This is a genomic window from Enterococcus sp. AZ080 (assembly GCF_051714945.1).
GTDB lineage: Bacteria > Bacillota > Bacilli > Lactobacillales > Enterococcaceae > Enterococcus_B > Enterococcus_B pernyi.
On sequence record NZ_JBIOSV010000001.1, the window covers coordinates 889,605 to 914,844 of the forward strand.

Consider the following 25,240-nt stretch of genomic DNA (forward strand, 5'->3'; position numbering starts at 1 on the left):
TGATGCGATCGGTTTGTATAGCAACCTTTAATGGTGGCGCGTATTTAAAAGAACAATTGGATAGTATCTTAAAGCAACTTTCTCCAGAAGATGAAGTGATTATTTCGGATGATGGTTCAGTCGATGATACTTGGTCGATCTTAACAGAATATGCACATAATGATCCACGTATCAAACTTTTTGAAGGTCCCAAACAAGGTTTGATCAAAAATTTTGGCTTTGCGATTGAACAAGCTCAGGGAGACCTGATATTTTTAGCAGATCAAGATGATGTATGGTTAGATGGGAAAGTAGAGAAAATCACACAATACTTTAGCCTTCATCCAAAACAACTAGTAGTTATTTCAGATTTAGTGATCGTAGATAGCCAGTTGAATGAGATCCATTCCTCATACTTTACCTTTAGGAGATCCAAAGAAGGCTGGTTGACGAATTTGATTCGTAGTAACTATATCGGTGCAGGGATGGCTTTTCGCTCTTCATTAAAAGAGACGATCTTACCGATACCTGACAATGTACCGATGCATGATATGTGGATCGGTTTGCTGGCGGGGAATCATGCGGGCTTTATTCGAGAACCGCTGACTCTTTATCGGCGACACGATTTTAATGCAAGTGAAATTGAAACGAAGAGTAGTTGGCGCCAGAAAATCACTTGGCGGATTCATTTGATCCAAGCACTCATTCAGCGGAAATGGAAAAAATATCCCTAAAAGATATTGTTAAATTCTCAAGAAATCCATGACAAATAGTAGGATTGATGAGATAATAACGAAAGTGAAAATTTAAAGAAAAAGGAGCGCTTATATTCATGAAAGGAATCATCCTTGCGGGAGGAAGCGGAACACGCTTGTATCCACTAACAAAGGCAACCTCGAAACAGTTGATGCCAGTCTACGATAAACCAATGATCTATTATCCAATGTCTATTTTGATGTTGGCAGGTATCAAGGAGATATTGATTATTTCAACACCTCAAGATACCCCACGCTTTAAAGAATTATTTGGAAATGGGCATGATCTAGGTATTCACCTTGAATATGCGGTTCAAGAGAGTCCCGATGGCCTAGCTCAAGCTTTTATCATTGGGGAAGAATTTATTGGCGATGATAGTGTTTGTCTTGTTTTAGGAGATAATATCTACTATGGTGGCGGACTATCAAAAATGTTGCAACGTGCTGCCTCTAGAGAAAGTGGAGCGACTGTTTTCGGGTATCATGTTAATGATCCGGAACGTTTTGGTGTGGTCGAATTTGATGAAAATATGCAAGCTCTCTCTATTGAAGAGAAACCAACAGAACCAAAATCAAATTATGCTGTCACAGGACTTTATTTCTACGACAACGATGTGATTTCAATTGCAAAAGAAATCAAACCATCTGAGCGTGGCGAACTAGAGATCACTGACGTCAACAAAGCATATTTAGAAAGAGGAAAACTTTCTGTAGAGATTATGGGACGTGGTTTTGCTTGGTTAGATACAGGCACGCATGAATCTTTACTTGAAGCCTCTACATTTATTGAAACGATTGAAAAGCGTCAAAACTTAAAAGTTGCTTGTTTAGAAGAGGTGGCTTATCGAATGGGCTATATCGACAAACAACAATTAGCTGTTTTGGCAGAACCACTGAAAAAAAATCAATATGGTCAATATTTATTAAGATTGGCTGCTGAATAAGGAGTTTTTAGTGATGAAAGTGACGGATACTAAATTAACAGATGTTAAAATTATCGAAATGGATGTTTTTGGGGACCATCGTGGTTTCTTTACAGAAAGCTATTCAAAAGCAAAATTTGCGGAACATGGATTAGATTTTGATTTTGTCCAAGACAATCACTCTCTATCTGCTGAAGCCGGAGTGATTCGTGGTTTGCATTTTCAAAAAGGGGCATCCGCTCAAACAAAATTGATCCGTGTCACTTCAGGAGCAGTCTTAGATGTGATCGTCGATATTCGTAAAGGTAGTCCAACCTATGGACAGTGGGAAAGTTATATCTTATCTGAACATAATCATCGTCAATTACTTGTACCCAAGGGATACGCACATGGGTTCGTGACATTGACACCAAATGTGAATTTCCTTTATAAATGCGATAATTATTATGATGCCGCAGCAGACGGTGGGATCGCATTTGACGATCCAGAGTTAGCGATTGATTGGCCAATCGATCTTTCAAAAGCGATCATGTCTGAAAAAGATCATAATCATCCTACACTGAAAGAATTTGAAGCAGAAAACCCATTTGTTTATGGTGAAATCTAACATTTGATGAGGAGAAATATTAAATGAAAAATATCATTGTTACTGGTGGAGCAGGCTTCATTGGATCAAATTTTGTACATTATGTTGTACAAAACCACCCAGAAGTACATGTGACAGTCTTAGATAAATTAACTTATGCAGGAAACAAAGAAAATCTAGCAGGATTGCCAACTGATCGTGTGGAGCTAGTTGTCGGAGATATTGCAGATGCAGAATTAGTCGATCGATTAGTGGAAAAAGCAGATGCAGTGGTTCATTATGCTGCTGAATCACATAATGATAATTCTCTTAAAGATCCGTTTCCGTTTGTACACACGAACATCATTGGTACGTATACATTGCTAGAAGCTTGCCGTAAGTACGATGTTCGTTATCATCATGTTTCTACGGATGAAGTCTATGGTGACCTACCATTACGTGAAGATTTACCAGGTCATGGAGAGGGTGAAGGTGAGAAGTTCACTGCGGAAACACCTTACAACCCGTCCAGCCCCTATTCTTCAACAAAAGCTGGTTCTGATTTATTAGTGAAAGCTTGGGTTCGTTCATTTGGACTAAAGGCGACAATCTCAAATTGTTCCAATAACTATGGACCTTATCAACACATTGAAAAATTCATTCCACGTCAAATCACCAATATTTTAAGTGGTATCCAACCTAAGTTATACGGAGAAGGAAAAAATGTTCGTGATTGGATCCATACGAATGACCACTCTTCTGCCGTATGGTTGATCCTAACCAAAGGGAATATTGGGGAAACCTATTTGATTGGCGCTGATGGCGAGGAAGACAACAAAACCGTATTGGAAATGATCTTAGAAATGATGGGTCAGCCTAAAGATGCCTATGAACATGTCAAAGATCGTGCTGGCCATGATTTGCGTTATGCGATCGACTCAACCAAGCTTCGACAAGAACTTGGTTGGCAACCAGAGTTCACTAATTTCCGTGATGGTTTAGCAGAAACTATCAAGTGGTACGAAGAGAACCAAGAATGGTGGCAAAAAGAGAAAGAAGCAGTTGAAGCAGCTTACGCTAAAAATGGACAATAAGAGGCGAGAAATCGAATTCCCTCGAACAAGCTGCGTAGATAAGAGTCAGAGACTTCCTCTTATCAGATGTTTTTCTTGCTTGAATAGATAGCTTGAGAGACTCAACCTCTTTTTAAATAGTCATTGAAGGGGCACTGCGTTTAACTGACGCTGCCCCTTTTTTCATGAAAAATTTTTTAAGAACGCTGGATGGATGCTCATCCTCTCGAAAAGCGAGAACCGATATGGTAGAATAAGCTTGGTTCTTAGAACGTGGTTGGCACATAAGTGTTCTGCCGTTGTTTGGGGATAAGGGGAAATAATGAGACCGTTATTTTTGTCCAATACTCCGAACAAACAGTTGAATGAATCGAACTTCAAAGATAAAGCGTTCATTAAAGACAACATGATAGCTAATGATATTTTTACAAAAAAAAGTTTAAAAATAAATAAATCAAGGAGCGATTGCGTTATGTTTTTATTAACAGGTGGAAATGGTCAACTTGGTACCGAGTTACGTCATTTATTAGATGAGAAAGGGTTAGATTATGTTTCGACTGACGCCCAAGAACTGGATATCACGGATGCAGAAAAAACAATGGCTTATATCACAGACTTAAAGCCTGAGGTCATCTTCCATTGTGCAGCCTATACTGCTGTCGATAAAGCAGAAGACGAAGGAAAAGAATTAGATGAAAAAATCAATGTAGACGGAACGAGAAATGTTGCATTGGCAGCGAAAGCAGTGAATGCAACATTGATTTATATCAGTACCGATTATATCTTTGATGGTAAAAAAGAAGATGAAGAATATCTAGAAGATGATGCAACGAATCCATTGAATGAATATGGTCGTACAAAACTACTAGGCGAACAAGCAGTGCAGGAAATTTTAGAAGATTATTATATTATTCGTACGTCATGGGTATTTGGTGTATATGGTCATAACTTTGTTTATACGATGCAACGTTTGGCACAAACCCACGATCGATTAACAGTGGTCAATGACCAATTTGGACGTCCGACATGGACACGCACACTGGCTGAATTTATGGTTTATGTAATCGAAGAAAAAGTACCATATGGTGTCTATCATCTATCAAACGAGAATAGTTGTTCATGGTATGAATTCGCAAAAGAAATCTTAAAAGATACAGCAGTAGAAGTAGCTCCTGTTACTTCAGCCGAATATCCACAAAAAGCAACACGTCCACAATATTCAGTGATGAGCCTGAAGAAAACGGAAGATCTTGGTTTTGTTATTCCAACGTGGCAAGAAGCACTTGAACAAATGTTACAAGCTTCTGAAAAATTAAACAAATAAGGTTTTTCCTTAGAAAAAAGAAACAACGAAGAAATTGGAGAATTTTATGGAAAAACAAACAAGAAGTGCAAGGCGAGATAAATCACGAGAACCGGAGACAGAACAGACGAATCTATTTTTAGATATCCTATTGAAATTACGTTATGTGATTGGCTTATTGGTGATCGTTATCGTTGTGACCTTCAACTTGAATGGTAGCTCGATCGGTAGCTGGGATAACTATGTATCCCAAAGAGATGACGGGAAAAAGACGGATGTTATTTTTGGTCAAAATCGAGAAGTTCGTTCAGATGAATGGCTAGTCCAAACGCCTTTTTATTTCTCTCAAGCAGAATCGGGTTATCCGGTCATCAACGAAGATTATTCGTTGAATGGTCAAAATATGATTATTGCCTACAATTCACCAGTAAAAGATATCACTGTTATCGGTAAACCATTTAACTGGGGATTCTTCTTTTTGGGAAGGGATCGAGGATTGTCCTTTTATTGGGCAATGAAACTGGTAGTCATGGTCCTGTTAGGATTTGAACTCCTGATGATCTTAACGAAAAGAAACAAGCCACTTTCGTTGATTGGGTCATTTGCATTGACCTTCTCACCAGCTGTTCAATGGTGGTTCATGCAACACGTTGGCGATTTGATTTTCTTTACAATTGGTTTAATGGTCGCCTTTTATCATTATTTTTATCAACATGAAAAAAAGTGGCTGCGTGCATTGATGATGTTATTAGTGGTCATATTCGGTCTCGGATTTATCTTAGTTATCTATCCGGCCCATCAAGTGATGCTCGCCTATCTATTAGTTTTTTATTTTGTCGGTTTACTGATCTATTACCGCAAAAAAATACAATGGGATTGGTTTGACGCTGTATTGATTACTGCTGCGTTGTTGTTTATTGGTATTGTCATGTGGCATTTTTGGTCAATTTCTAAAGATGCGTTACTCGCCTCTTTGAATACGTTGTATCCTGGGAATCGAGTAAGTACAGGTGGTAAATGGAAATTTAGTGAATTTTTCTATTTCTTAACGAACTGGAAAATCCCATTCGAGGATATCAGTTTCTCAAATAATTCAGAAGTAGCACTATTTTACCATTTCTTCCCAACTGTCTTTTTAGCAAGTCCATTTGTCTTGTTTGGAAAAAAAGACGACGATCAAAAAAATATTGGTCGGATCTTAATGCTCTTTTGTCTCTTCGCGATTTTTTGGATCACCATTGGCTTACCTAGAACGATGGCTCAATTGACCTTGTTATCATTTGTCCCACCATTTCGTGCGATCTTAACTTTCAGCTTTGCTGCCTTTCTATTATCGATTTGGTTTATCGCGTACATTTGGAAACACGATGTCATCCCAACGTGGTATAAATTCGTCTTATTGATTGCTAATGCAGGTATCTATTACTATGCGTTACAAGGTTCCAAGATGGAAGGCTATTTCTCTGGCTTTGAGTTAATCAGTGTGATTGTTTTGGGAACACTCCTTTTAGCATTTGCACTGTTTCGACAACGCGTCTTTTTCTACCTTTCATTTAGTGCATTGATCATTGCTTCTGGTTTCTTTGTGAATCCAGTTGTCCAAGGAACAGGTGCGATTTTTGAAAAAACGTTAGCCAAGGAAATCCAAAAAATCGATCAACAGGATCCAGGTCAAGTATGGTTAACCGAAGATGAGCTCTATAATTTCACACCGGCTTTAGGGGTAAAGGCATTCAATACGGTCCGCTTTTATCCAGACAAAGCTGCATGGCAATTGATTGATCCAGAAGGGGAATATGAGCGTTTCTACAATCGTTATGCCCATACTAGAGCTTTTATTGCCAAAGAAGATACAGCCTTCAAGCTAGATCGTCCAGACATGTTCTCAGTGACTTTGAATTTTGATGATGCTGAAAAGTTAGGCATCAAATATGTCGTAACCAAGCGTCCATTAGATGACTATAATCAGCGTAATGAAGCGCAGTTCACTAAATTATATGGACCAGACGACGATGGGCACATGATCTATGAAGTAGCGTATCCAAACTATGCTACTTGGCAAACACAGTCTACTGGTCAATAAAAAACTTTTAGTTTGAAGAAGATGTGTGCAAAAAAAGAGGATATTGGATCAGTTAGAAATCATCGTGATAACGCTGATCCAATGATCCGTTTTTAAAAAGTATTATTTGGAAGAGGAGGTGGAAACCATTCAAACATTTGTCGAAAAATTCATAAATAAAATGAGTACTGGGATCTTGTTAATGATGCTAATCGCTCTTTTTTCTGTCTGGACGATCGGTATAGGCACACCAGCTACTTTATTTTTATATGAACATAGCGCACAGTTCGTCACTTTTGGTGTATTTGTCTTAACAGGACTGAATATCTATAAAACAAGAGGATTTGACTTTTTTTATCTAGGAGCAGCAGTTGTAATCTTCGGTTTCTATACGTATTTCAGTGGAATACGAGAAGGTTCTTTGGCAGGTAATCTGTTGATCCCGATTTTGATTCTGATTGGATTGAGTGTAAAGTGGATCGAATTTGACAAAGTAGATCGGGGAATTTATTTGCTTGTCTTCTCATTTTTCCTTGCTGTGACGGTATATCGAGTATTTACAGAGATTCAAGTACCTGAAGGACAAAGTATATGGAACCAAGATAATAAATTATCCGATATTTGGATCAATACAAATACGATTGGCAGCTCGTTGATGATGCTTGGACTACTGATCAGTGGTTTCGCCAGTTCATTTGAACGTTGGTATATTCGGATCCTTGGAGTACCAGCGATCATTGCTGCATTTTTAGGAATCTGGGTATGTCAATCACGCTCGGCATTGATTGCGATCATCATTTTTGCTTTATTGGATATCTGGCCTAAAAGATTCTTTAAATTTATTCGTGCCCCTTTTATCGGCTATTTAGCTATTTTTAGCTTGGCGCTACCGATATCCTATTTAGCTGCCACTTCTGAAGAGATCAATCTCTTCACTGGAAGAGAGGGCATATGGCTGAAATTTTATCAAACGATTTCCGAGAGTACAGAGCAACTACTGGTTGGAATGAAGCCTTTTCTTTATTTTCGTGGGAATGAGGTTTTAGGTAATCACAATAGTTATAATTCTATTTTGAATTTATATGGATTGATAGGAATCGCAATTGTAGGGATTTTATTACTTGTTTTTGTTGGAAGACTAACACTGAAAGCTGATTATTCGAATGGACAGCTTACGTTCTTATGGGCATTCATGGCAGTAATGATCCAATCGTTTATGGAAGATACATTGACTTCTTTCCCTTGGGTACCTATCGGCTACTTGTTGTTAGCGATGGCAAGTCATCGTTACGATCAGCCACCAGGTAAGCAAATAAAAATACAAGAGGAAAATCAATTGTCAACTTCAAGACTTGCACGCTATCACTGAATTTGAAAATAAGGGGTGTGAGACAACAGCAACAATTATTTTGTCTGTCACCTTAGAATCGAATAAATGGTGGAAACAGGAGCAAGCACTTCGGAAATAAGGCTATACACTTCTGTCCCAATCTCAATCAAAAAAATAAAAACGTGGGTAAGCCTTTTTTGGCAGGCCCACGTTTTTTGCTTCATTGCAATTAAGTATCATCTTTTGTAAAATAGTAACGTTGACAAAAAGTTTGCTTAATAGAAAATTAAGAAACAACGAATATCGCAGTCCTTGGCTCAATATGTGGTAAAATGGCTGTTGACTGTAATTAATTGAAACTGCTTGGAGGAACACAAATGTTGAAAGATTTGTTTTTATTTATGAAGGATATCTATCAAAATCGAAAGCTATTACTTCAATTCTCGTTAAACGATTTTAAATCGCGTTTTGCGGGTTCATTTTTAGGGATTTTATGGGCGTTCATCAATCCCGTGTTTACGGTTCTCATTTACTGGTTAGTCTTTGGCTTCGGCTTGAAAGCGGCAATGACTGACGGGAAGTATCCGTTTATCGTCTATCTGATCACAGGGATGGTCCCATGGTTCTTTTTCTCAGATGCGTTTACCTCTACAACACTTGTTTTCCGAGAATACACCTATTTAGTGAAAAAAGTGGTATTCAATATCCGTATCTTACCAACAACTAAAATCCTTTCAAACTTGTACTCACATATGTTCTTTATTTTGATTGGTTTAGTCGTAACAATGGGACATGGTATTTTTCCAACGGTCATGTCTTTACAATTGATTTATTATCTATTTTGTATGGTTGCTTTTTTGACCGGATTGACGTGGTTGACCGCATCGATTCAACCTTTTATACCAGATATCATGCAATTTATCACAATTTTGCTACAGCTGATTATGTGGACATTGCCGATTCTTTGGAGTCCTAGTCAATTTAATCCAGCAATCATAAAGATTCTAAAATTAAACCCACTGTATTATGTTGTTCAAGGTTACCGTGAATCATTTTTAAGTCAAGCTTGGTTCTGGGAACATGGTACTTATACAATCTATTTTTGGGTAGTTACATTAATCATGTTCGTAATCGGTTCCTTAGTGTTCCGTAGATTGAAACCACATTTTTCAGATGTGCTGTAAGGAGTATAGTTATGACAGAATACGCAATTAAATTAAACAACATCACTAAATCATACAATATGTATGCGAAACCGACGGATCGTTTTAGAGAAGCTTTGAATCCTTTCAAGAAATCGTACCATGATGTGTTCTATGCATTGAAAAATATTGATGTAGAGATTAAAAAAGGTGAAATGATTGGTTTTGTCGGTGAAAATGGTTCTGGTAAATCAACGATGCTCAAAATCATTACAGGCGTTTTGACTCCAACAAGTGGAACCATGGAGATCGAAGGAAAGATTTCTGCCTTACTTGAATTGGGTTCAGGTTTTAATCCAGAATATTCTGGGTATGAAAATATTTATTTAAATGGAATGGTTCTTGGCTTTTCACGTGAAGAAGTCGATGCGATGGTGGATGACATCATTGATTTCGCAGATATCGGAGACCACGTTTATCAACCAGTTAAAACTTACTCAAGTGGGATGTTCGTACGCTTAGCTTTTGCGGTAGCGATCAATGTCAATCCAGATATTCTGATTGTTGATGAGGCACTCGCAGTAGGTGACTTGGAGTTCCAATTGAAATGTATGGAAAAATTTACGGAAATCAAAAATTCTGGGAAGACGATTTTATTTGTTTCCCATGATATCAGCTCGATCCGTCGTTTCTGCGACCGTTCTTACTGGCTAAAAAATGGTGAAGTTGTAGAATTTGGTGATACGATGGATGTGACAACCAATTACGAAAACTTCTTAAAGAAAAAATCAGTAAAAACAGTAGATCGTAACAAAAATCAAGTGGAGCGTTTTGCTGCCCCAGATATCGTCGATGTGTTAAGTGCTGAGTTACTAGATGAAAACAAGCAACCAATCGATATGTTAGAACAAGGGGAAGATCTTTATGTCAAGGTTACTTATGAAGTGAAAGATGATACCATCAAAAAACCTGTTTTAGGGATTGCCCTACGAACGGTCGATAATTTCTATGTCTGTGGCTTGAATACCTTACTGGACGATATCACGATTCCTTGGGAAAAAGGAAAAAACGTCTTTTATCTCAAGTATAAGAAGTTAGGCTTACTTGCTGGCGAATACTATTTCGATGTGGCGGTTTTTGAAGAAAATGCCACTGTTCCATTAGTTTATAAAACGAAGTATATGAACTTATTTGTGACGGGTTCTTATATTGGTGAAGGGATCGTGGTCTTGGATCACCAGTGGAAAGAAGGAGATCAAAACAATGAAGTATGATTTCGAAATGGATTTAGATGAACAAAGTAGCGTAGGTAAGATTGTCGGACAAATTAAACCAGGAAGTAAAGTCTTGGAATTTGGTCCAGGCAATGGACGCATGACGAAACATTTGATCGGTGCAAAAAACTGTGAAGTAAGCATCGTTGAACTGGACAAAGAACTATTTGATTACGTCAATGAAATTGCACAAGATGGTTTTTATGGCGATATTGAAAGTTTTGAATGGGCAAAATATTATGCTGGTCAAACGTTTGATTATATATTATTTGCAGATGTCTTGGAACATTTAGTGGATCCTTTGAAGACATTAAAAAAAGTCAGAGAGTTTCTAAATGAAGAAGGCGAGATTTTGATTACTTTTCCTAATCTCGTGCATAACTCTGTATTGATCCACCTCTTTAATAACGAATTGCCGTGGGCTTCGTTTGGGCTACTAGATGAAACACATAATTCATTTTATACCCACGAAGGCTTTCAAAAAGTATTTGCAAACGCTGATCTGCACATCAACATTGAAGATTATTTATATCTAGCAGTAGGGGATACTGAATTGAAGTCGGCATATACTGACTTACCAGAAGCAGTTCGTTATGATTTCAAAATGCGCCCATTTGGCGAAGTGTATCAATACTTCTTTTCATTGAAAAAACACCCAAATGTGGAAGCTAAAATCAATTCACCGCAAAATTCAAATTATGTCAAAATGATGGAAATCATCAAAAAGAGTACGCAAGAAGAAACATTACAGATCCCGTTCAATAATTATACGGGAGAAAACCAAGTATTGACTTTTCCACTGACAGAAGAACCGGTAAGTTTTATTTTTCAATTTGAAAAGCAACCAAGTTATCTTGAGTTCAGTGTTGAAGTAGACGGAGTAAAGCTTGATTTTATCGCATCGAATGCGGTCATCAAAACAGCGACAGACTGTTATATCTTTGATGGATCAGAAGCACCAAGACTAGAATTGACCGATATAAGTGGAGAAACGATCAAAATCTCTTGCCATTATCGATTCATTGGTGAATTACCAGCAACGATGACTGAAGTCCTTAGAGAAATCAAACCTATGGCTGCTGTTCAAAAAGAACTATCTGCTGAAAACGAGAGATTAACAAAAGAAAACCAGCAATTGCAAATAGAGAATAAAGAGCTGACGAAAGTCTTGAAGACTACGGCTGATCGATATTTTGACTTGTTGCAGCCTAACAATTGGGCAATAAAGCCAAAAGGACGATTAGGGAGACCAAAAGAAACGGCAAAAAAAGTCCAAGCCAAAGATCTTTCTCTTTGTATCGACGAAAAAAATTGGGATCCAGAAACAAAATTACTCAAAATCATTGGATGGGGAATTTCAAATGCGGAACGTAAACCTTTATCTTATAAGTTGTCTGTAGATCAATCACCATTCTTCGAGGTTCAGCAGATTGAGCGAGCCGAAGTGAATGAAGCCGAAAAACTTCCTCCCCACACAAAAGCTGGTTTTGAGATCCAGATAGCGTGTGAACAAGAAAAATCATTTTTGATTGAATTGATTGCAGAAAATGGGCAGTCTTGGCTAGTTGAAATATAAATAACTTATTAGGTAAAGGAGTACCAAACCAGTGCAAAAAAAAGAAATTGCTGTATTTATCGATAAAATCACTCGTGAGCGGGCGACCGGCGATTTATTGATCGTTGGTTGGGCAATCGATGAAGTAATGAAAGAAATACCGACGATCCAAGTTGAAAAAGAAAATATTATAGCAAAAAATACACCAGTCGTGCGTTTAGATATCAATCATCTTTATGATTTGGATGTAAAAACGCAAAGTGGTTTTAATCTTCGATTATCTGGAAAGATGAAGGGAAAAGCAATTTTAGATTTTCAAACGAAAGATCATCAAAATGGGATAGCCGTCAAATTGAATGGACGCTATCCTTATGATGATGGCATCGAGTCGAGTTTGGAAAAGAAAAAACGATTGTTAAAAAAAGGCTTGAACTATGCTCGAACGCATGGCCTAAAAAAGGCTGTACGTCGTGTGAAAATGGAATTGAAACCAGGTTCGATCGACTATGCACAATGGATCGCTAAGCATGAACAAATCGACGTTGCAGCACAAAAAACAAAAGCGCAAGCCTTTGCCTATCGTCCGTTGATTTCTGTCGTGATGCCAGTTTATAACGTAGAAATCAAATGGCTAGAAAAATGTATCGATTCTGTGATTGCTCAAACATATGACCATTGGGAATTATGTATCAGTGATGATGCCTCTACCGATCCTAAAATCCATAAATGTTTAGAACGTTATCAGCAAAAAGACTCACGGATCAAAGTTGTCTTTCGTGAGGAAAACGGACATATCAGTTTAGCCACGAACTCTGCACTTGAGATCGCTGAAGGGGAATTCATGGCATTACTTGATAATGACGACGAACTTCCTGTCAATGCATTGTTTGAAGTAGTCAATGTCTTGAATGATCGGCCAGAACTTGATTTGATTTATAGTGATGAAGATAAGATCGATGCTGATGGCAATCGCTTCGATCCTCATTTTAAAGCAGACTGGTCACCCAATACTTTGATGGGAAATAACTATATTTCTCATTTAGGCGTCTATCGATTAAGTATCGTCAAAGAACTAGGTGGGTTCCGAAAAGGCTATGAAGGTTCACAAGATTATGACCTAGTTCTTCGTTTTACAGAAAAGATCCCAGCAGATCATATTTATCATATCGATCGTGTCCTTTACCATTGGCGTACGATTCCAGGATCAACAGCTAGTAGTGGAGAAGCTAAAAGTTATATTTACGATTCTGGTGTGAAAGCTTTGACGGATGCATTAGCTCGCAGGAATATCAAAGGCCAAGTGCGTCCAGGAAGAATCTCAGGGTTTTATGAGATCAATTATGATGTCTTACAAGAGGATCTAGTCAGCGTCATCATCCCAACCAAAAATGGGTATGACGATTTGAAAATGTGTATTGATTCGATCATCGAAAAAACGACTTATCCTAACTACGAGATCATTGTAGCTGATAATGGTAGTACTGATCCGAAGATGCAAAATCTTTTCGACTCATATAAGGAACAACTAAAAGAACGCTTTATTGTTGAATTGATCGATATCCCATTCAACTATTCTCGTATCAATAACCTTGCGGCTGAAAAAGCTAGTGGAAAGTATTATTTATTCTTGAACAATGATACGGAAGTGATCGCTCCTAATTGGATGACAACGATGGTCTCATATGCTCAGTTTGATTCAATTGGCTGTGTGGGTGCAAAACTTTACTATCCAGATGATACGACGCAACATGCGGGTGTACTCGTTGGCATCGGTGGCGTCGCTGGTCACGCGTTGAATAATTATGACCGCACACATTGTGGCTATTTCGGACGATTAGTGATCGACGTCGATTATTTAGCAGTGACCGCCGCTTGTATGATGGTCAAAGCGGATGATTTCAAAGCGGTGGATGGCTTCGATGAGACATTACAAGTTGCCTTCAATGATGTAGACTTATGTCTTAAAATCTATGAACTGGGCAGAAACAATGTGTATGCTCATCAGGTTGAACTATATCACTTTGAGTCAAAATCTCGCGGGTACGAAGATACGCCAGAAAAGCAGAAACGCTTTGCGGGTGAAATCAAAAAAATGCAAGATAAATGGCCCAAATATATCGCACATGATCCTTTCTATAATGACAATTTGACCAAACAAGGAATTGGCGATTTTTCATTACGGCCAGATTAAAGAGTAGTTGATATACCTTAGGAAAGACTTGGAGAATATTCAAGTTTTACTTAAGGTATATTTTTGTATGCCCCATTTCTATAGCAGAATCAAGCACATAAATCTGTCGTGAAAAACTTTGAATTTAGGTTACAATTTGGTTATTCACTATGTTTTTAAAGTGTGCTATGGTAAGATGATAGAGGTATTATTTTGTGGTTAGGAGAGTGTATACATGAATAAAAATGGAGAATGGAATGTTGCTCGTCGGATATTCATTATCATGCTGGATGTCTTAGTTTACAATGCAGCGATATATATAAGTTTTTTATTGAAATTTCAAGGAGAAATTCCCACACGGAATTTTGAGACCTTTCAACATTCTGCAGTGTTTATATCTATCATCTTTATCGTCTTGAATATTTTATTAGGGGCATACGTCTTCTATAATCGGATGATCAGTGACATTATATTTGTGACTGTAATAGGGCAAGTATTGATGTCTTTAGGTGTAATGGTGGTGACTTTCGCTGGTAGATGGTTTGCCTTTCCACGGGCAGTTATTCTTTTATCTTTGGTAGTAGGAACAGTTTTACTGAGCTTATACCGCATCTTGGTCTACAAATTATATTTGAAAGTCAGTAGAGACAAGAAAGTAGTGATCGTTGGACTTGAAAAAGATGTTGCTCCAGCAATCCAAAATTTCCAATCTAAAAAAAATAATAAACATAAAGTTGAAGCGGTCGTTATCGATAACTATTATGAAAACATCAAGAAGATGATCGATACGATCGATATCGTCTACTTGTCATCACATATTGAAGAAAATGAAAAAATCAAGATTTATCAATTAGTTACTAAGAAGGAAAAAAAATTATTTTTGAATACGACTTTTGAGAATTTAACAATGATCAATCCAAACATTATGAACTTTGAAGATGAAAGTATCATTGAAGCTTCTGGTTTCAAGATACAACCAGAAGATGAATTGTTCAAACGCTTATTCGACATTATCATTTCCTTTATCTTACTGATCCTTGCATCACCTTTCATGTTGCTTACAGCAATACTAGTCAAAGTGACTTCACCAGGACCAGTGATCTATAAACAAGTCCGTATCACTAAAAATCAAAAAGAATTTTCAATCTATAAATTCCGGTCAATGACAGCGACAGCGGAAGCAAAATCAGGACCTGTCTTAGCGAAAAGTAATGATGCTCGAGTAACACCAGTCGGTAAATTTATTCGTGCTGTACGTTTTGATGAATTGCCACAGATTTTTAATGTGTTAAAAGGCGATATGTCGATCGTCGGTCCACGCCCAGAAAGACCTTTCTTTGTGGATCAATTCAATGCAGAAAATCCTTATTATTATTTGAGACATAATGTCCGTGCAGGCATCACCGGCTATGCTCAAGTATATGGGAAATATGTTTCTGACTATAACAGCAAGTTACGCTTTGATTTGTTGTATATCAAAAAATATTCGTTAATGATGGATCTAAAGATCTTATTGCAAACGATCAAGATCCTTTTTGATAAAATGTCTTCCCAAGGGTTAGAAGAGGATGAAAATGCCAGCTCATTAAAAGAAATAGATTTTCCCCAAGAAAAAATTTATAGTTGAGTTAGAGGAGCTGAAAAATGAAAAAACCGATTTTCAGTATTATCGTTCCTGTCTATAATGCCGAAGATACGATCGAGCGTTCGATTAATAGATTGCAATCGTTAGAATTTAATGATTATGAAGTGATATTAGTGAATGATGGCTCTACGGATAAAACAGAACAGTTGATCCATCAATTAGTCGACAAAAATCCTAAGTTTCAATGGGTGACAACTAAAAACCAAGGACCAGGATTTGCACGTAATGAGGGGCTCAATCGTGCGAGGGGGGAATACATCCTCTTTTTTGATGCAGATGACACTCCGAATCGAGCAGTATTAAAAGAATATGAACAACTTTTGAAAAAACAACCGAATGCTGATTTGATTGTGAGTTCCTTCATATTTCGAACTATTGATGATGAAAAAGTAATCTCTGAAAAGATAAATCAGGTCACCGAACATAGATATACGAAACGAGAAGAATTTTTGCAAGACATGTACACATTGATGAATCAGCAACTGATGTATGTTGTTTGGAATAAATGCTACCGTAAAGATTTGTTAGAAAAATATAGTGTTCGATTCAAAAATTATAGTAGTTGTGAAGATCGAATTTTTAATTTAGATTATTTTGAATACTGTGATGAGGTCCTAATGAATCCTAGTATTGTTTATACCTATGAATTCCAAGGTGGCAAAGGAATAACAAATAAATATAATAAAAATAAGTTTCAAACATTTGAAGACTTTTATTTACGAGCAAATGAAGTGACAAATAATAATAATAAAGCAGGAATGGCTTCCCTTTTGTTAAAAGGAACAACGTCAGTTCTTTTATCGATTGCTGAAACGTATCAGTTAACTAATATTGAAAAGAGACATGCAATAAAAGAAATTTTAAATAGTGATGTAATAAGAGAAGCGCGCTCGATTGCGTGTACTGATTCGATCATTAAAAAATTGACAAAGTTTTATTTCAACCTACCAAGTACAATCGCTTATCATACTATTATTTTTGCAAATAAGATTCAGCGAATTAGCCCGCGATTAATCGCTTTATTAAAAAGAAAATATTAAGTTCTTACAGTTAGTTAAGATCACGAAAAGGAGAAAAACATTTTATGAATATTGCTTTATTAACTGCTTCAGGTACTGGAACTAGAACAGGACAAGATATTCCAAAGCAATTCATCCATGTGAATAATATTCCAATCCTAGTTTATACACTGAAAGCTTTTGAAGAACATCCAGAGATTGATGAAATTTGTGTGGTTATTTTAAAAGGTTGGGAAGAAATGCTGACTGCTTATGCTAAGCAATTCAATATCACAAAACTAAAGTATATTGTTGAAGGTGGTAATTCTGGACAAGAATCAATTTATAATGGATTGAAAGAAATCTACAAAAAAAGAGCAAAAGATGATGTTGTATTGATCCATGATGGTAATCGACCTATGGTCAGTGAAAAAATCATCAGTGAGAGTATTGCAGTTTATAAAGAAAATGGAAATGCTGTAGCTGTTATTCCTTGTACAGAAGTTGTTTTCACATTAGAAGAAAAAGGAGAGACAAGTTCAGTAAATTCATTGAATCGAGATCTTTTAGTTCGTACACAAACACCGCACACGTATCAATTAGGTGAAATTATCGAAACCTACCAATTAGCAGAAGAAAAGGGAATTAATGATATGGCAGCTTCATGTCAGTTGATGCAAGTTTTAGGAAAAAAATCTTACTTTTCACCTGGATCAGAGAAAAATTTAAAAATCACTACTTTAGAAGATTTAGAAATTTTTAAAGCATTATTGAATTCAACAAATGATGACTGGATCAAGTAAGGAAGGTAAGAAAATGAATCTATTAGAAAACGAAACTTATCTTTCAAATCTAAAAATGTGTGTTCAAAAAACTACTGATATATTTCAAAAATTCAAAGATAAATCTGTCATGATCACAGGAGCAAGCGGATTGATTTGTTCTGCGGTGGTCGATTTATTGATTATCGCTAATCAAGAACTTGATTTGCAGATGACAGTATATACTCTTGGAAGAAATATCGAAAGATTAAAAACACGTTTTTCTACTTATTCGGCAAGTAAATGCATTGTACCAGTATTGTATGATGCGACGAAAGAGTTCACTTTTACTAATAAAGTAGATTATATTATTCATGGCGCGAGTCATGCGAGTCCTGAACTTTATTCAGAAAAACCTGTAGAGACAATGCAAGGCAATATTTTTGGGCTGAATTCATTATTGGAATTTTCAAAGAAAGAACAAGTTGATAGACTGTTATATGTATCATCAAGTGAAGTCTACGGAGAATTTAGTACAGATAGACCTTTACTTGAATCTGATTATGGTTATATTGACCTATTGAATCCACGATCTTCTTATTCTATGGGGAAACGTGCAGCTGAAACATTATGTGTTAGTTATTTAAAAGAATACTCAGTCAAGAGTGTAATTGTTCGTCCAGGACATATTTATGGTCCTTCAGCAAAACAAGAAGATAAACGTGTTTCCTCAGCATTTGTTTTAGATGCTTTGAAAGGTAAAAAAATTATTATGAAAAGCACAGGTAGCCAAATAAGATCCTATACTTATAGTCTGGATTGTGCTACTGCCATGCTATATGCACTTGTTAAAGGAAATCCTGGAGAAGCCTACAATATATCCAATCCATGTTCAATTATCAGTATTGCAGAGATGGCTAAAAAGATTGCGGAAATTGGGAATGTTGATTTGGAGTTTGATTTGCCTACTGCAGGTGAAGCAAAACAATTCAATCCTATGAATAACTCGAGTTTGAATAGCGAAAAGCTGAGTGCTTTAGGATGGAAAGCATTTTTTGATGCAAAAGATGGATTTAAGAATACTTTGGATATCTTATCAGAAAGTATCTCAAAATAATTCTATACTTTTAACCGTTATAGAGTATTAAATATAGAAAAATAGGTGATCAAGTGAACAAAGTGAAAAGAGTGTTACATTTTCAGGGGAGAATGGGCAAGGGTGGAGCCGAATCCTTCATGATGAATCTATATAGAAGAATCGACCGTCGTAAAGTACAGTTCGATTTTTTGATTTATGATGATTTTGCACATGTGACAGATTATCATGAAGAGATAAAAAAACTGGGTGGAAGAATATTTGTAGTGACTAATCCTAAAAAAAACATCATAAAGTATTGGTTTGAGGTTAGAAAACTTTTAGCAGAACAGCATTTCGATATCGTTCATAATGAAGTGTATTTTGGCGGAGGTATCAACCTGGTATTAGCTAGAAAACGAGGAATAACACAACGAATAGCACATAGTCATGCCACTAGTGACGGAAAATCGTCTAATTTTTTAATGAATTTACTAAGGAAATATTTACATCATTTACTTATTAAAGAAGCAACTGATTTTTTAGCTGTTAGTAAAGAAGCTGGAGATAGCTTATTTCAAGGTCATCCTTATGAGATTATTCATAATGGTATTGATTTATCATTGTATAAGACGGATGAAGATGTACGTGCGGAGAAAAGAGCGGAGCTGGGACTTTCCCCAAATGATTTTGTTATCGGGAATATTGGACGTCTCGAAAAGCAAAAAAATCAAACCTATCTCATTGATATCGTTAGCGAACTATTACAAAAGAAACCAGATGCAAAATTGTTGATTGTTGGAGCGGGTTCGTTGCAAAAAAGTTTAGAGAAACAAATAACTGAATTGAGCCTATCAAAAAATGTGTACTTGCTAGGTGAAAGAAACGACATTCCAGAGTTGTTTCAAGCTATGGATGTATTTTGTATGACATCTTTGTACGAAGGTCTTCCAATGGTCGGCTTAGAGGCTCAGGCAAGTAGAAAAAAACTCGTATTATCGAGTACGATTTCTCCAGACACGAAATTGACTCCAAACGTTACTTTTATTGGTCTTGATGAAGCTAAGGCAACTTGGTGTGAAGCAATTTTAAGTCAGCCTTTGAATAATGAAATAACACAAGAATTAATGGAATATGATGTTAGCCATACATTACAACAAATGTTAAAGGTATATAAGGTTTATTAGAGGGAGTAAACAATGTCTGATTATTTAAGTACAAAAGAAATCCATGAAGGTTTGCTAGATTTATTAAAATTTTTTGATCAGTTTTGTCAAGAACACGATATGACATATTTTTTAGCTGGAGGAACCTTACTAGGGGCCATTAGACATAAAGGTTTTATTCCATGGGATGATGATGCAGACATCATTATGCCAAGAAAAGATTACAATAAACTTATCAGCTTAGCACATAAATTGCCAGATTTTCTAGAATTAAAAGCTTTAGAAATCGATAATAAATGGGAATATGCTTTTACAAAAATAAACGATACACGAACGTATATCGATGATGATTATCGAGTTGCCCAGCATGGATTATTTTTAGATATTTTTCCGATTGATTCTGTACCAGAAAAAACTTTTAGCCAAAAATTTTTAGTAAAAAGAATGAAGTTATTAGATGTTTTTAGAGGTGCAGAGAGTAAGAAAAAGTTTAAACCAGAAGAAAAATTTATTTTTATCAAAAAAATGATTGCTAAGTATGCTAGACGTAAGGGTGCGAATCACTTTGCTAGGAAGATGGATCAACTCGCTAAAATTACGAATGAGCGACAGATTGATTCTAGTTTAAAAGGAGTAAGTGTATCAACAATTTATGGAGTGAGAGAATTTTTGCCATCTAGTACTTTTTCTGAAGCTATCTATGTAGAGTTTGAAGACGCGAAGTTATCGATCCCAAAAAATTACAAAGTTTATTTAGAGAGTCTATATGGAGATTACATGCAATTGCCACCTTTAGAAAAGCAAAAAGGAGATCACTATAAAATAAAAAGACATAAGAAAGAAAAGTAGGTAATATAAATATGAGAGATAAATCTTTTACAGTTTCAGTGATTATGCCGACTTATAATGGTGAAAAAAATATCATTGAACAATTAGAATCAATCAAAAATCAAGAACGTATGCCTGATGAAGTATTATTATGTGATGATGGTTCAACCGATCGCACGGTTGAGATCGTAACTAATTTTATAGAAGAAAACCAATTATCTGGATGGCAGTTGTTGATCAATGAGGTAAACATCGGTTGGAGAGAAAATTTCATCCGCTTGATTCACCAAGCAAAGGGGGATGTGATTTTTTTTAGTGACCAAGATGATATTTGGTACCCGCACAAAATTAAACATATGTCTGAAAAGATTATGTCGGACCCGGAAAATATAAAAGTACTAGTTTCTAATTATGATGAGCTACTTGAAGAAAATGGTGTCTCTTATCCATGTGAAAAGAGAAAGATACCGACAAAACAACCAAATGATTATATTTATTTTTCTAAAAAAAATGTATTTTTAAATCGACCAGGATGGGTTTATGCTTTTCAAAAAGACTTTATTCCGACTTTCGATGAGTTTCTCGAAACATCACTTTATCCAGTTCATGATATGGCGATGTGGTCTACAGGTGTTTTAACAGACAAGTTATATCTACTAGATGAAAAAACAGGATTATGGCGAAAACATGGAAGTAGTGCCATGCAAATTGAAAATGAAGAAACAGAAAAAACTGCAGAAACTAAGAAAAATATACGTTTAGGAAAACTGGAGTTATTAAAAATTCTAACAGAATCAAATTTGAATTTTGTTCAACGAGTTGATGTGCCAAATAAAGAGTATAAAATAAAAACATTGAAAGCTTTATTAAAGGAATTAGAAACAAGATTAAAGATTATCGAAGAAGATAAACCAATGGCTGTGTTGACATCTTGGAACTCTTATACAGTTTTGCATTCTTTTCTAGCTGATATCTTATACTTTACAAAAAGCAGAGTGAATAAAAAATACCGGTAATAAATGGAGGAAAATACATGTCCAATAATAGTCTGTCGCCTAAAGATATATATTCTTTTTTTAGAGATCATTTAAAAGTATATGTTGTTTCATTTATAGTAAGTTTACTTCTTGTAGGTGGGTTATTCTTCTATTCAAATTATTCTCAAAGTAAGATTGAAAATAATAATCAAATAAATCGTCCATTATTCTCATTTATTTTAGAAAATAGTCAAGGTAACATCATGACTGCTTCAGGGGCTGTAAAACAAGTATTTTTAACTAGTTTACAGGAAAAAAATCAATTTTCAGATGAGACACTTGAAAAATTAAGTGTAGGATACAATGATATCCAAAACACGATTGATGTTCAGTTTACAGATGATGTCCCAGAGCAAGAACAAAAACAAATATCTGAATTATTGCAAAAGGAAATGACTAATAACGAGTTACCATTTTTTGATAATAAAACGTTCTATTATATCAACAAAGATATCCAATATAATAAAACATTGCCAGCACAAGTGAGTGAAGGAATTAGTACAAAAAAAATCATTTTATTAGTATTAGTAATGATAGTTATTACATTGGGTCTAGGAACTCTTTTAGTAAGTTGGAAAGAGTACAGAACCAAAGTTATCACGCAAAAATTCACACTGGGAAATGATGTTCAAGCGATTGATATCAATTCCTTAGACTTATCAACAGTAGAAGAAAAACTAAATATTATCAATTCACTATTGAATGGCACATCTGAAAATAAATTTTTGGTTTTAGAAGAAAATAATACCATTGATAAAAATAAAATTTTCAAGCACGATGATACAAATATTTATTCAAATTTGAATCATATTATTGAGCCTGTGTCGTTTAAACCAGATGAAATTTTAATTGTTTGTTTTAAGAAAAATACGACAAAAAAATGGTATAGAGAACAATTAGAGATTGCAAAAGCTTTAACTAATATCATTAAAATAATCTATATATAAGGAGAACAGCATTGTACATTTATGTAGGAACATTCGCACTGCTAGCGGTATTGTCAGTTTTGGAATATTTTACTAGAAAAAAAATATTTTTTTATGCTGGTATCGTATTTTTAACGTGTTTAGCAGGTTTTAGATTTTCTACGGGATATGATTTTTCTTCCTATAACAATTTTTTTGATAGGTTAATTAATTGGGATAAAATATTCGATGGTAGTATTGATGCAGAACCTGGGTATCTTTTATTAAATTATATCGTACGTGAGCTAGGAATGAATTTTTCAACTTTTATCTTATTATTTTCTATAATAAGCATGTTATTGCTCGCTTATGCACTTAATAATTATTTTCCGGTTCCATCAATTGCACTACTCTATTACTACTCTAGATTTTTTCTAGTACGTGATATGGGGCAAATAAGATCTTCTATTGTGGCTATCATATTCTTATTGGCTTTACCAGCGTTCAAAAAAAGAAATTTAAGAAATATTATTCTACTTTCGTTAGTAGGTTCATTATTTCATATTGTTTCTATTTTTATTATTCCTGCGTATCTTTTCGTACAGATTGTTAAAGAGATCAACGTCCCTAAAGAAATATTTCTGATTTCATCTAGCGCATTTGTAGGAATCATTTTCTTTTTCCCAAATTTATTTAGGTTTATGATTCCAGATCGTTACTATGGTTACTTATCTGGGTACTATGCACAAGGTAGTTGGATTTTTAATCCGGTATTCATAATGCAATTAGTCATACTGATTGGCGCAACTATTTTCGTAAAAAACAACAATACAGTTTTTACAGAAAACTTTAATATAATATTGTCTTTATATTGCTTATCGACGATTCTGTTAGTGTGTTTCGGACCTTTAGCAACAATTGGTGGAAGAATCAGTACAATATTTTCAACAGTAGAAATTTTTATCGTACCCATTGTATTGGAGAAACTTTTTAAAAATAAATTTCTATTTTTAATAACTTTTATTTTGTTCAGCTTCTGTATATTTATTTTGATTTTTATTGTTTCTGGAGCATATAATTCATATGTCCCATACAATACGATATTCTTTAAATAATTAATAGTATTCAATAGATTAGCTTAAATACTACTAAGGTTAATTTGTAAGAAATATAGAGGCACAAGCACTATATATAAGATGGTTTTATTAAATAGTATGACAAAGTAGGTATTAATAATGAATGATAAAGCAAGAAACGTAATGAAAAACTTATACTATACTGTAGCTGCAAATTTTGCTACTTTAGGAATATCAGTGCTATTAAATCTATTTGTGCCAAAACTTTTAGGTGTTACTGAATATAGCTATTGGCAACTTTATGTTTTTTATTCGTCTTATGTAGGTTTTCTACATTTTGGTTGGATTGATGGCATCTACTTAAAAATTGGCGGAGAAGAATATGATCAGTTGAATAAACGAGATTTGGGTACACAGTTTTGGTATCTAATGATCTTTGAACTATTCTTATCTTTCTTTGTAGCTATATGGGCCTGGTTGTTTCTTCCTCATTCTGAGCAATCAGTCATACTTATCTTAACAGCAATAGTGTCAGTCGTGACGATTATAAAAACATTTGTTTTATATATTTTACAATCGACGAATCGAATCAAAGAGTATGCACAACTATCAAGAAATGATCGATATCTATATGTTTTATTTATTGCTATTTACTTTTCTTTAGGTGGTAGAAATTTTTTCTGGTTGATTTTATTAGATATCCTTTCTAAATTGTTGGTAACATTATGGGGAATGTCTTTGATTAAAGATATGTTAAATGTCAAATTAATCAATTTACGAGTTTTATTCCCAGAAATATTAGATAATATCAATATTGGTAGTAAATTAATGATTAGTAATATTGCGAGTATGCTGATTATTGGAACAATCCGTTTTTTTGTGCAACAAAAATGGACAATCGAAACATTTGGTAAGTTGTCATTCACACTAAGCCTTTCAAATATGTTTTTGACGTTCATCAATGCCATTGGCATTGTTATGTTTCCTTTATTAAGAAGGACGAATAAAGAGAGATTGCCTGAATTGTTTCGAATTCTTAGAGGATTGTTTGTCCCATTAACGTACGGATTACTAATATTTTATATTCCTGCAAAAATCATTTTAAGTTTATGGTTACCGGAATATGCAGAAAGTCTTAGGTTTATGGGGATTTTATTCCCAATTGTCATTTATGAAGGAAGAATGTCATTACTGATCAATACGTATCTAAAAACTTTGAGAAAAGAAAAAACGATTTTATTTGTAAATATCATTACGTTAGGAGTAACATTACTTGCGTCTTTATTTGTGATTTTCATTGTTGGAAATTTAGATTTGACTGTTTTACTCATTTTAATTAGTTTGGCCCTACGTTGTAATCTGGCTGAATTTTTCTTATACAAAGATTTGCGATTAACAATAGGTTGGAAGCATGTTATTGAAACATTATTAACTGTGCTATTTATTTTAAGTAACGTACTATTCAATGCATCCTTCGCAAGCATGGTTGTATACGTCGTTATTTATATTGTATATCTTGCTTTTATACATCGATCAATTATTGCTAGCTATAAAGATTTTCGTATTTTACTAAAAGAACGTTAATCTAAATTTCTGTATAAAATCATTCATAAAAACG

21 protein-coding genes are annotated in these 25,240 nt (G+C 35.1%); all 21 read left to right on the forward strand.

The window, feature by feature from the left end; translation table 11 throughout:
• Window positions 1-2 precede the first annotated feature (2 nt).
• The 21 genes from IGK01_RS04190 (at window position 3) to IGK01_RS04290 (ending at window position 25,206) form a co-directional block, all read left to right on the forward strand.
• Entirely contained in the window at window positions 3-713 is a 711-nt protein-coding gene (locus IGK01_RS04190; RefSeq protein WP_023519364.1) for a glycosyltransferase family 2 protein, read from the forward strand.
• Window positions 714-811: 98 nt separating this feature from the next.
• Window positions 812-1,678: a glucose-1-phosphate thymidylyltransferase RfbA gene (gene rfbA / locus IGK01_RS04195; RefSeq protein WP_010735945.1), complete on the forward strand. Its 867-nt coding sequence runs from the start codon at window positions 812-814 to the stop codon at window positions 1,676-1,678.
• Window positions 1,679-1,691: 13 nt separating this feature from the next.
• Complete coding sequence (gene rfbC, locus IGK01_RS04200) at window positions 1,692-2,264, forward strand: dTDP-4-dehydrorhamnose 3,5-epimerase (RefSeq protein WP_010735944.1); 573 nt, start codon at window positions 1,692-1,694, stop codon at window positions 2,262-2,264.
• Between the two features lie 23 nt (window positions 2,265-2,287).
• A complete protein-coding gene (gene rfbB / locus IGK01_RS04205) occupies window positions 2,288-3,316 on the forward strand; it encodes a dTDP-glucose 4,6-dehydratase (protein WP_010735943.1) in 1,029 nt (342 codons plus the stop codon).
• A gap of 451 nt (window positions 3,317-3,767) precedes the next feature.
• Window positions 3,768-4,619 carry a dTDP-4-dehydrorhamnose reductase gene (gene rfbD, locus IGK01_RS04210; RefSeq protein WP_438840511.1) on the forward strand — a complete coding sequence of 284 codons (852 nt, stop codon included), beginning with the start codon at window positions 3,768-3,770 and terminating at the stop codon, window positions 4,617-4,619.
• A gap of 46 nt (window positions 4,620-4,665) precedes the next feature.
• On the forward strand, window positions 4,666-6,681 hold the full coding sequence (locus tag IGK01_RS04215; RefSeq protein WP_023519367.1) for a DUF7657 domain-containing protein: 2,016 nt from the start codon (window positions 4,666-4,668) through the stop codon (window positions 6,679-6,681).
• Window positions 6,682-6,799: 118 nt separating this feature from the next.
• Window positions 6,800-8,029 carry an EpaQ family protein gene (locus IGK01_RS04220; protein WP_438840512.1) on the forward strand — a complete coding sequence of 410 codons (1,230 nt, stop codon included), beginning with the start codon at window positions 6,800-6,802 and terminating at the stop codon, window positions 8,027-8,029.
• 338 nt (window positions 8,030-8,367) lie between these two features.
• Window positions 8,368-9,174, forward strand: a complete 807-nt coding sequence (locus IGK01_RS04225; protein WP_019722596.1) for an ABC transporter permease — start codon at window positions 8,368-8,370, stop codon at window positions 9,172-9,174.
• Between the two features lie 11 nt (window positions 9,175-9,185).
• The gene (locus IGK01_RS04230) at window positions 9,186-10,406 is read left to right on the forward strand and encodes an ABC transporter ATP-binding protein (protein ID WP_010735938.1); all 1,221 of its coding nucleotides are present in this window, start codon (window positions 9,186-9,188) and stop codon (window positions 10,404-10,406) included.
• Window positions 10,396-11,982, forward strand: a complete 1,587-nt coding sequence (locus tag IGK01_RS04235) for a class I SAM-dependent methyltransferase (RefSeq protein ID WP_438840513.1) — start codon at window positions 10,396-10,398, stop codon at window positions 11,980-11,982. Before IGK01_RS04230 ends, IGK01_RS04235 begins: the two co-directional genes overlap by 11 nt.
• A gap of 31 nt (window positions 11,983-12,013) precedes the next feature.
• Window positions 12,014-14,152 (forward strand): glycosyltransferase family 2 protein, encoded by a 2,139-nt coding sequence (locus IGK01_RS04240; RefSeq protein ID WP_438840514.1) that lies wholly within the window; start codon window positions 12,014-12,016, stop codon window positions 14,150-14,152.
• Window positions 14,153-14,366: 214 nt separating this feature from the next.
• On the forward strand, window positions 14,367-15,758 hold the full coding sequence (locus IGK01_RS04245; RefSeq protein ID WP_010735935.1) for a sugar transferase: 1,392 nt from the start codon (window positions 14,367-14,369) through the stop codon (window positions 15,756-15,758).
• A gap of 17 nt (window positions 15,759-15,775) precedes the next feature.
• Window positions 15,776-16,816: a glycosyltransferase family 2 protein gene (locus IGK01_RS04250; RefSeq protein ID WP_104775517.1), complete on the forward strand. Its 1,041-nt coding sequence runs from the start codon at window positions 15,776-15,778 to the stop codon at window positions 16,814-16,816.
• 44 nt (window positions 16,817-16,860) lie between these two features.
• Window positions 16,861-17,577 (forward strand): IspD/TarI family cytidylyltransferase, encoded by a 717-nt coding sequence (locus IGK01_RS04255; RefSeq protein WP_010735933.1) that lies wholly within the window; start codon window positions 16,861-16,863, stop codon window positions 17,575-17,577.
• 13 nt (window positions 17,578-17,590) lie between these two features.
• Window positions 17,591-18,652, forward strand: a complete 1,062-nt coding sequence (locus IGK01_RS04260) for an NAD-dependent epimerase/dehydratase family protein (protein WP_010735932.1) — start codon at window positions 17,591-17,593, stop codon at window positions 18,650-18,652.
• A gap of 62 nt (window positions 18,653-18,714) precedes the next feature.
• The gene (locus IGK01_RS04265) at window positions 18,715-19,797 is read left to right on the forward strand and encodes a glycosyltransferase family 1 protein (RefSeq protein ID WP_034691703.1); all 1,083 of its coding nucleotides are present in this window, start codon (window positions 18,715-18,717) and stop codon (window positions 19,795-19,797) included.
• 12 nt (window positions 19,798-19,809) lie between these two features.
• Window positions 19,810-20,625, forward strand: coding sequence for a LicD family protein (locus IGK01_RS04270; protein WP_010735930.1), 816 nt, complete (start codon window positions 19,810-19,812; stop codon window positions 20,623-20,625).
• Window positions 20,626-20,636: 11 nt separating this feature from the next.
• On the forward strand, window positions 20,637-21,620 hold the full coding sequence (locus IGK01_RS04275; protein WP_010735929.1) for a glycosyltransferase: 984 nt from the start codon (window positions 20,637-20,639) through the stop codon (window positions 21,618-21,620).
• 17 nt (window positions 21,621-21,637) lie between these two features.
• Window positions 21,638-22,588 carry a hypothetical protein gene (locus IGK01_RS04280; RefSeq protein ID WP_010735928.1) on the forward strand — a complete coding sequence of 317 codons (951 nt, stop codon included), beginning with the start codon at window positions 21,638-21,640 and terminating at the stop codon, window positions 22,586-22,588.
• An 11-nt stretch (window positions 22,589-22,599) separates the two neighbouring features.
• Window positions 22,600-23,661 carry an EpsG family protein gene (locus IGK01_RS04285; protein WP_010735927.1) on the forward strand — a complete coding sequence of 354 codons (1,062 nt, stop codon included), beginning with the start codon at window positions 22,600-22,602 and terminating at the stop codon, window positions 23,659-23,661.
• 120 nt (window positions 23,662-23,781) lie between these two features.
• The gene (locus IGK01_RS04290; RefSeq protein WP_010735926.1) at window positions 23,782-25,206 is read left to right on the forward strand and encodes a lipopolysaccharide biosynthesis protein; all 1,425 of its coding nucleotides are present in this window, start codon (window positions 23,782-23,784) and stop codon (window positions 25,204-25,206) included.
• The last annotated feature ends 34 nt before the right edge of the window (window positions 25,207-25,240 follow it).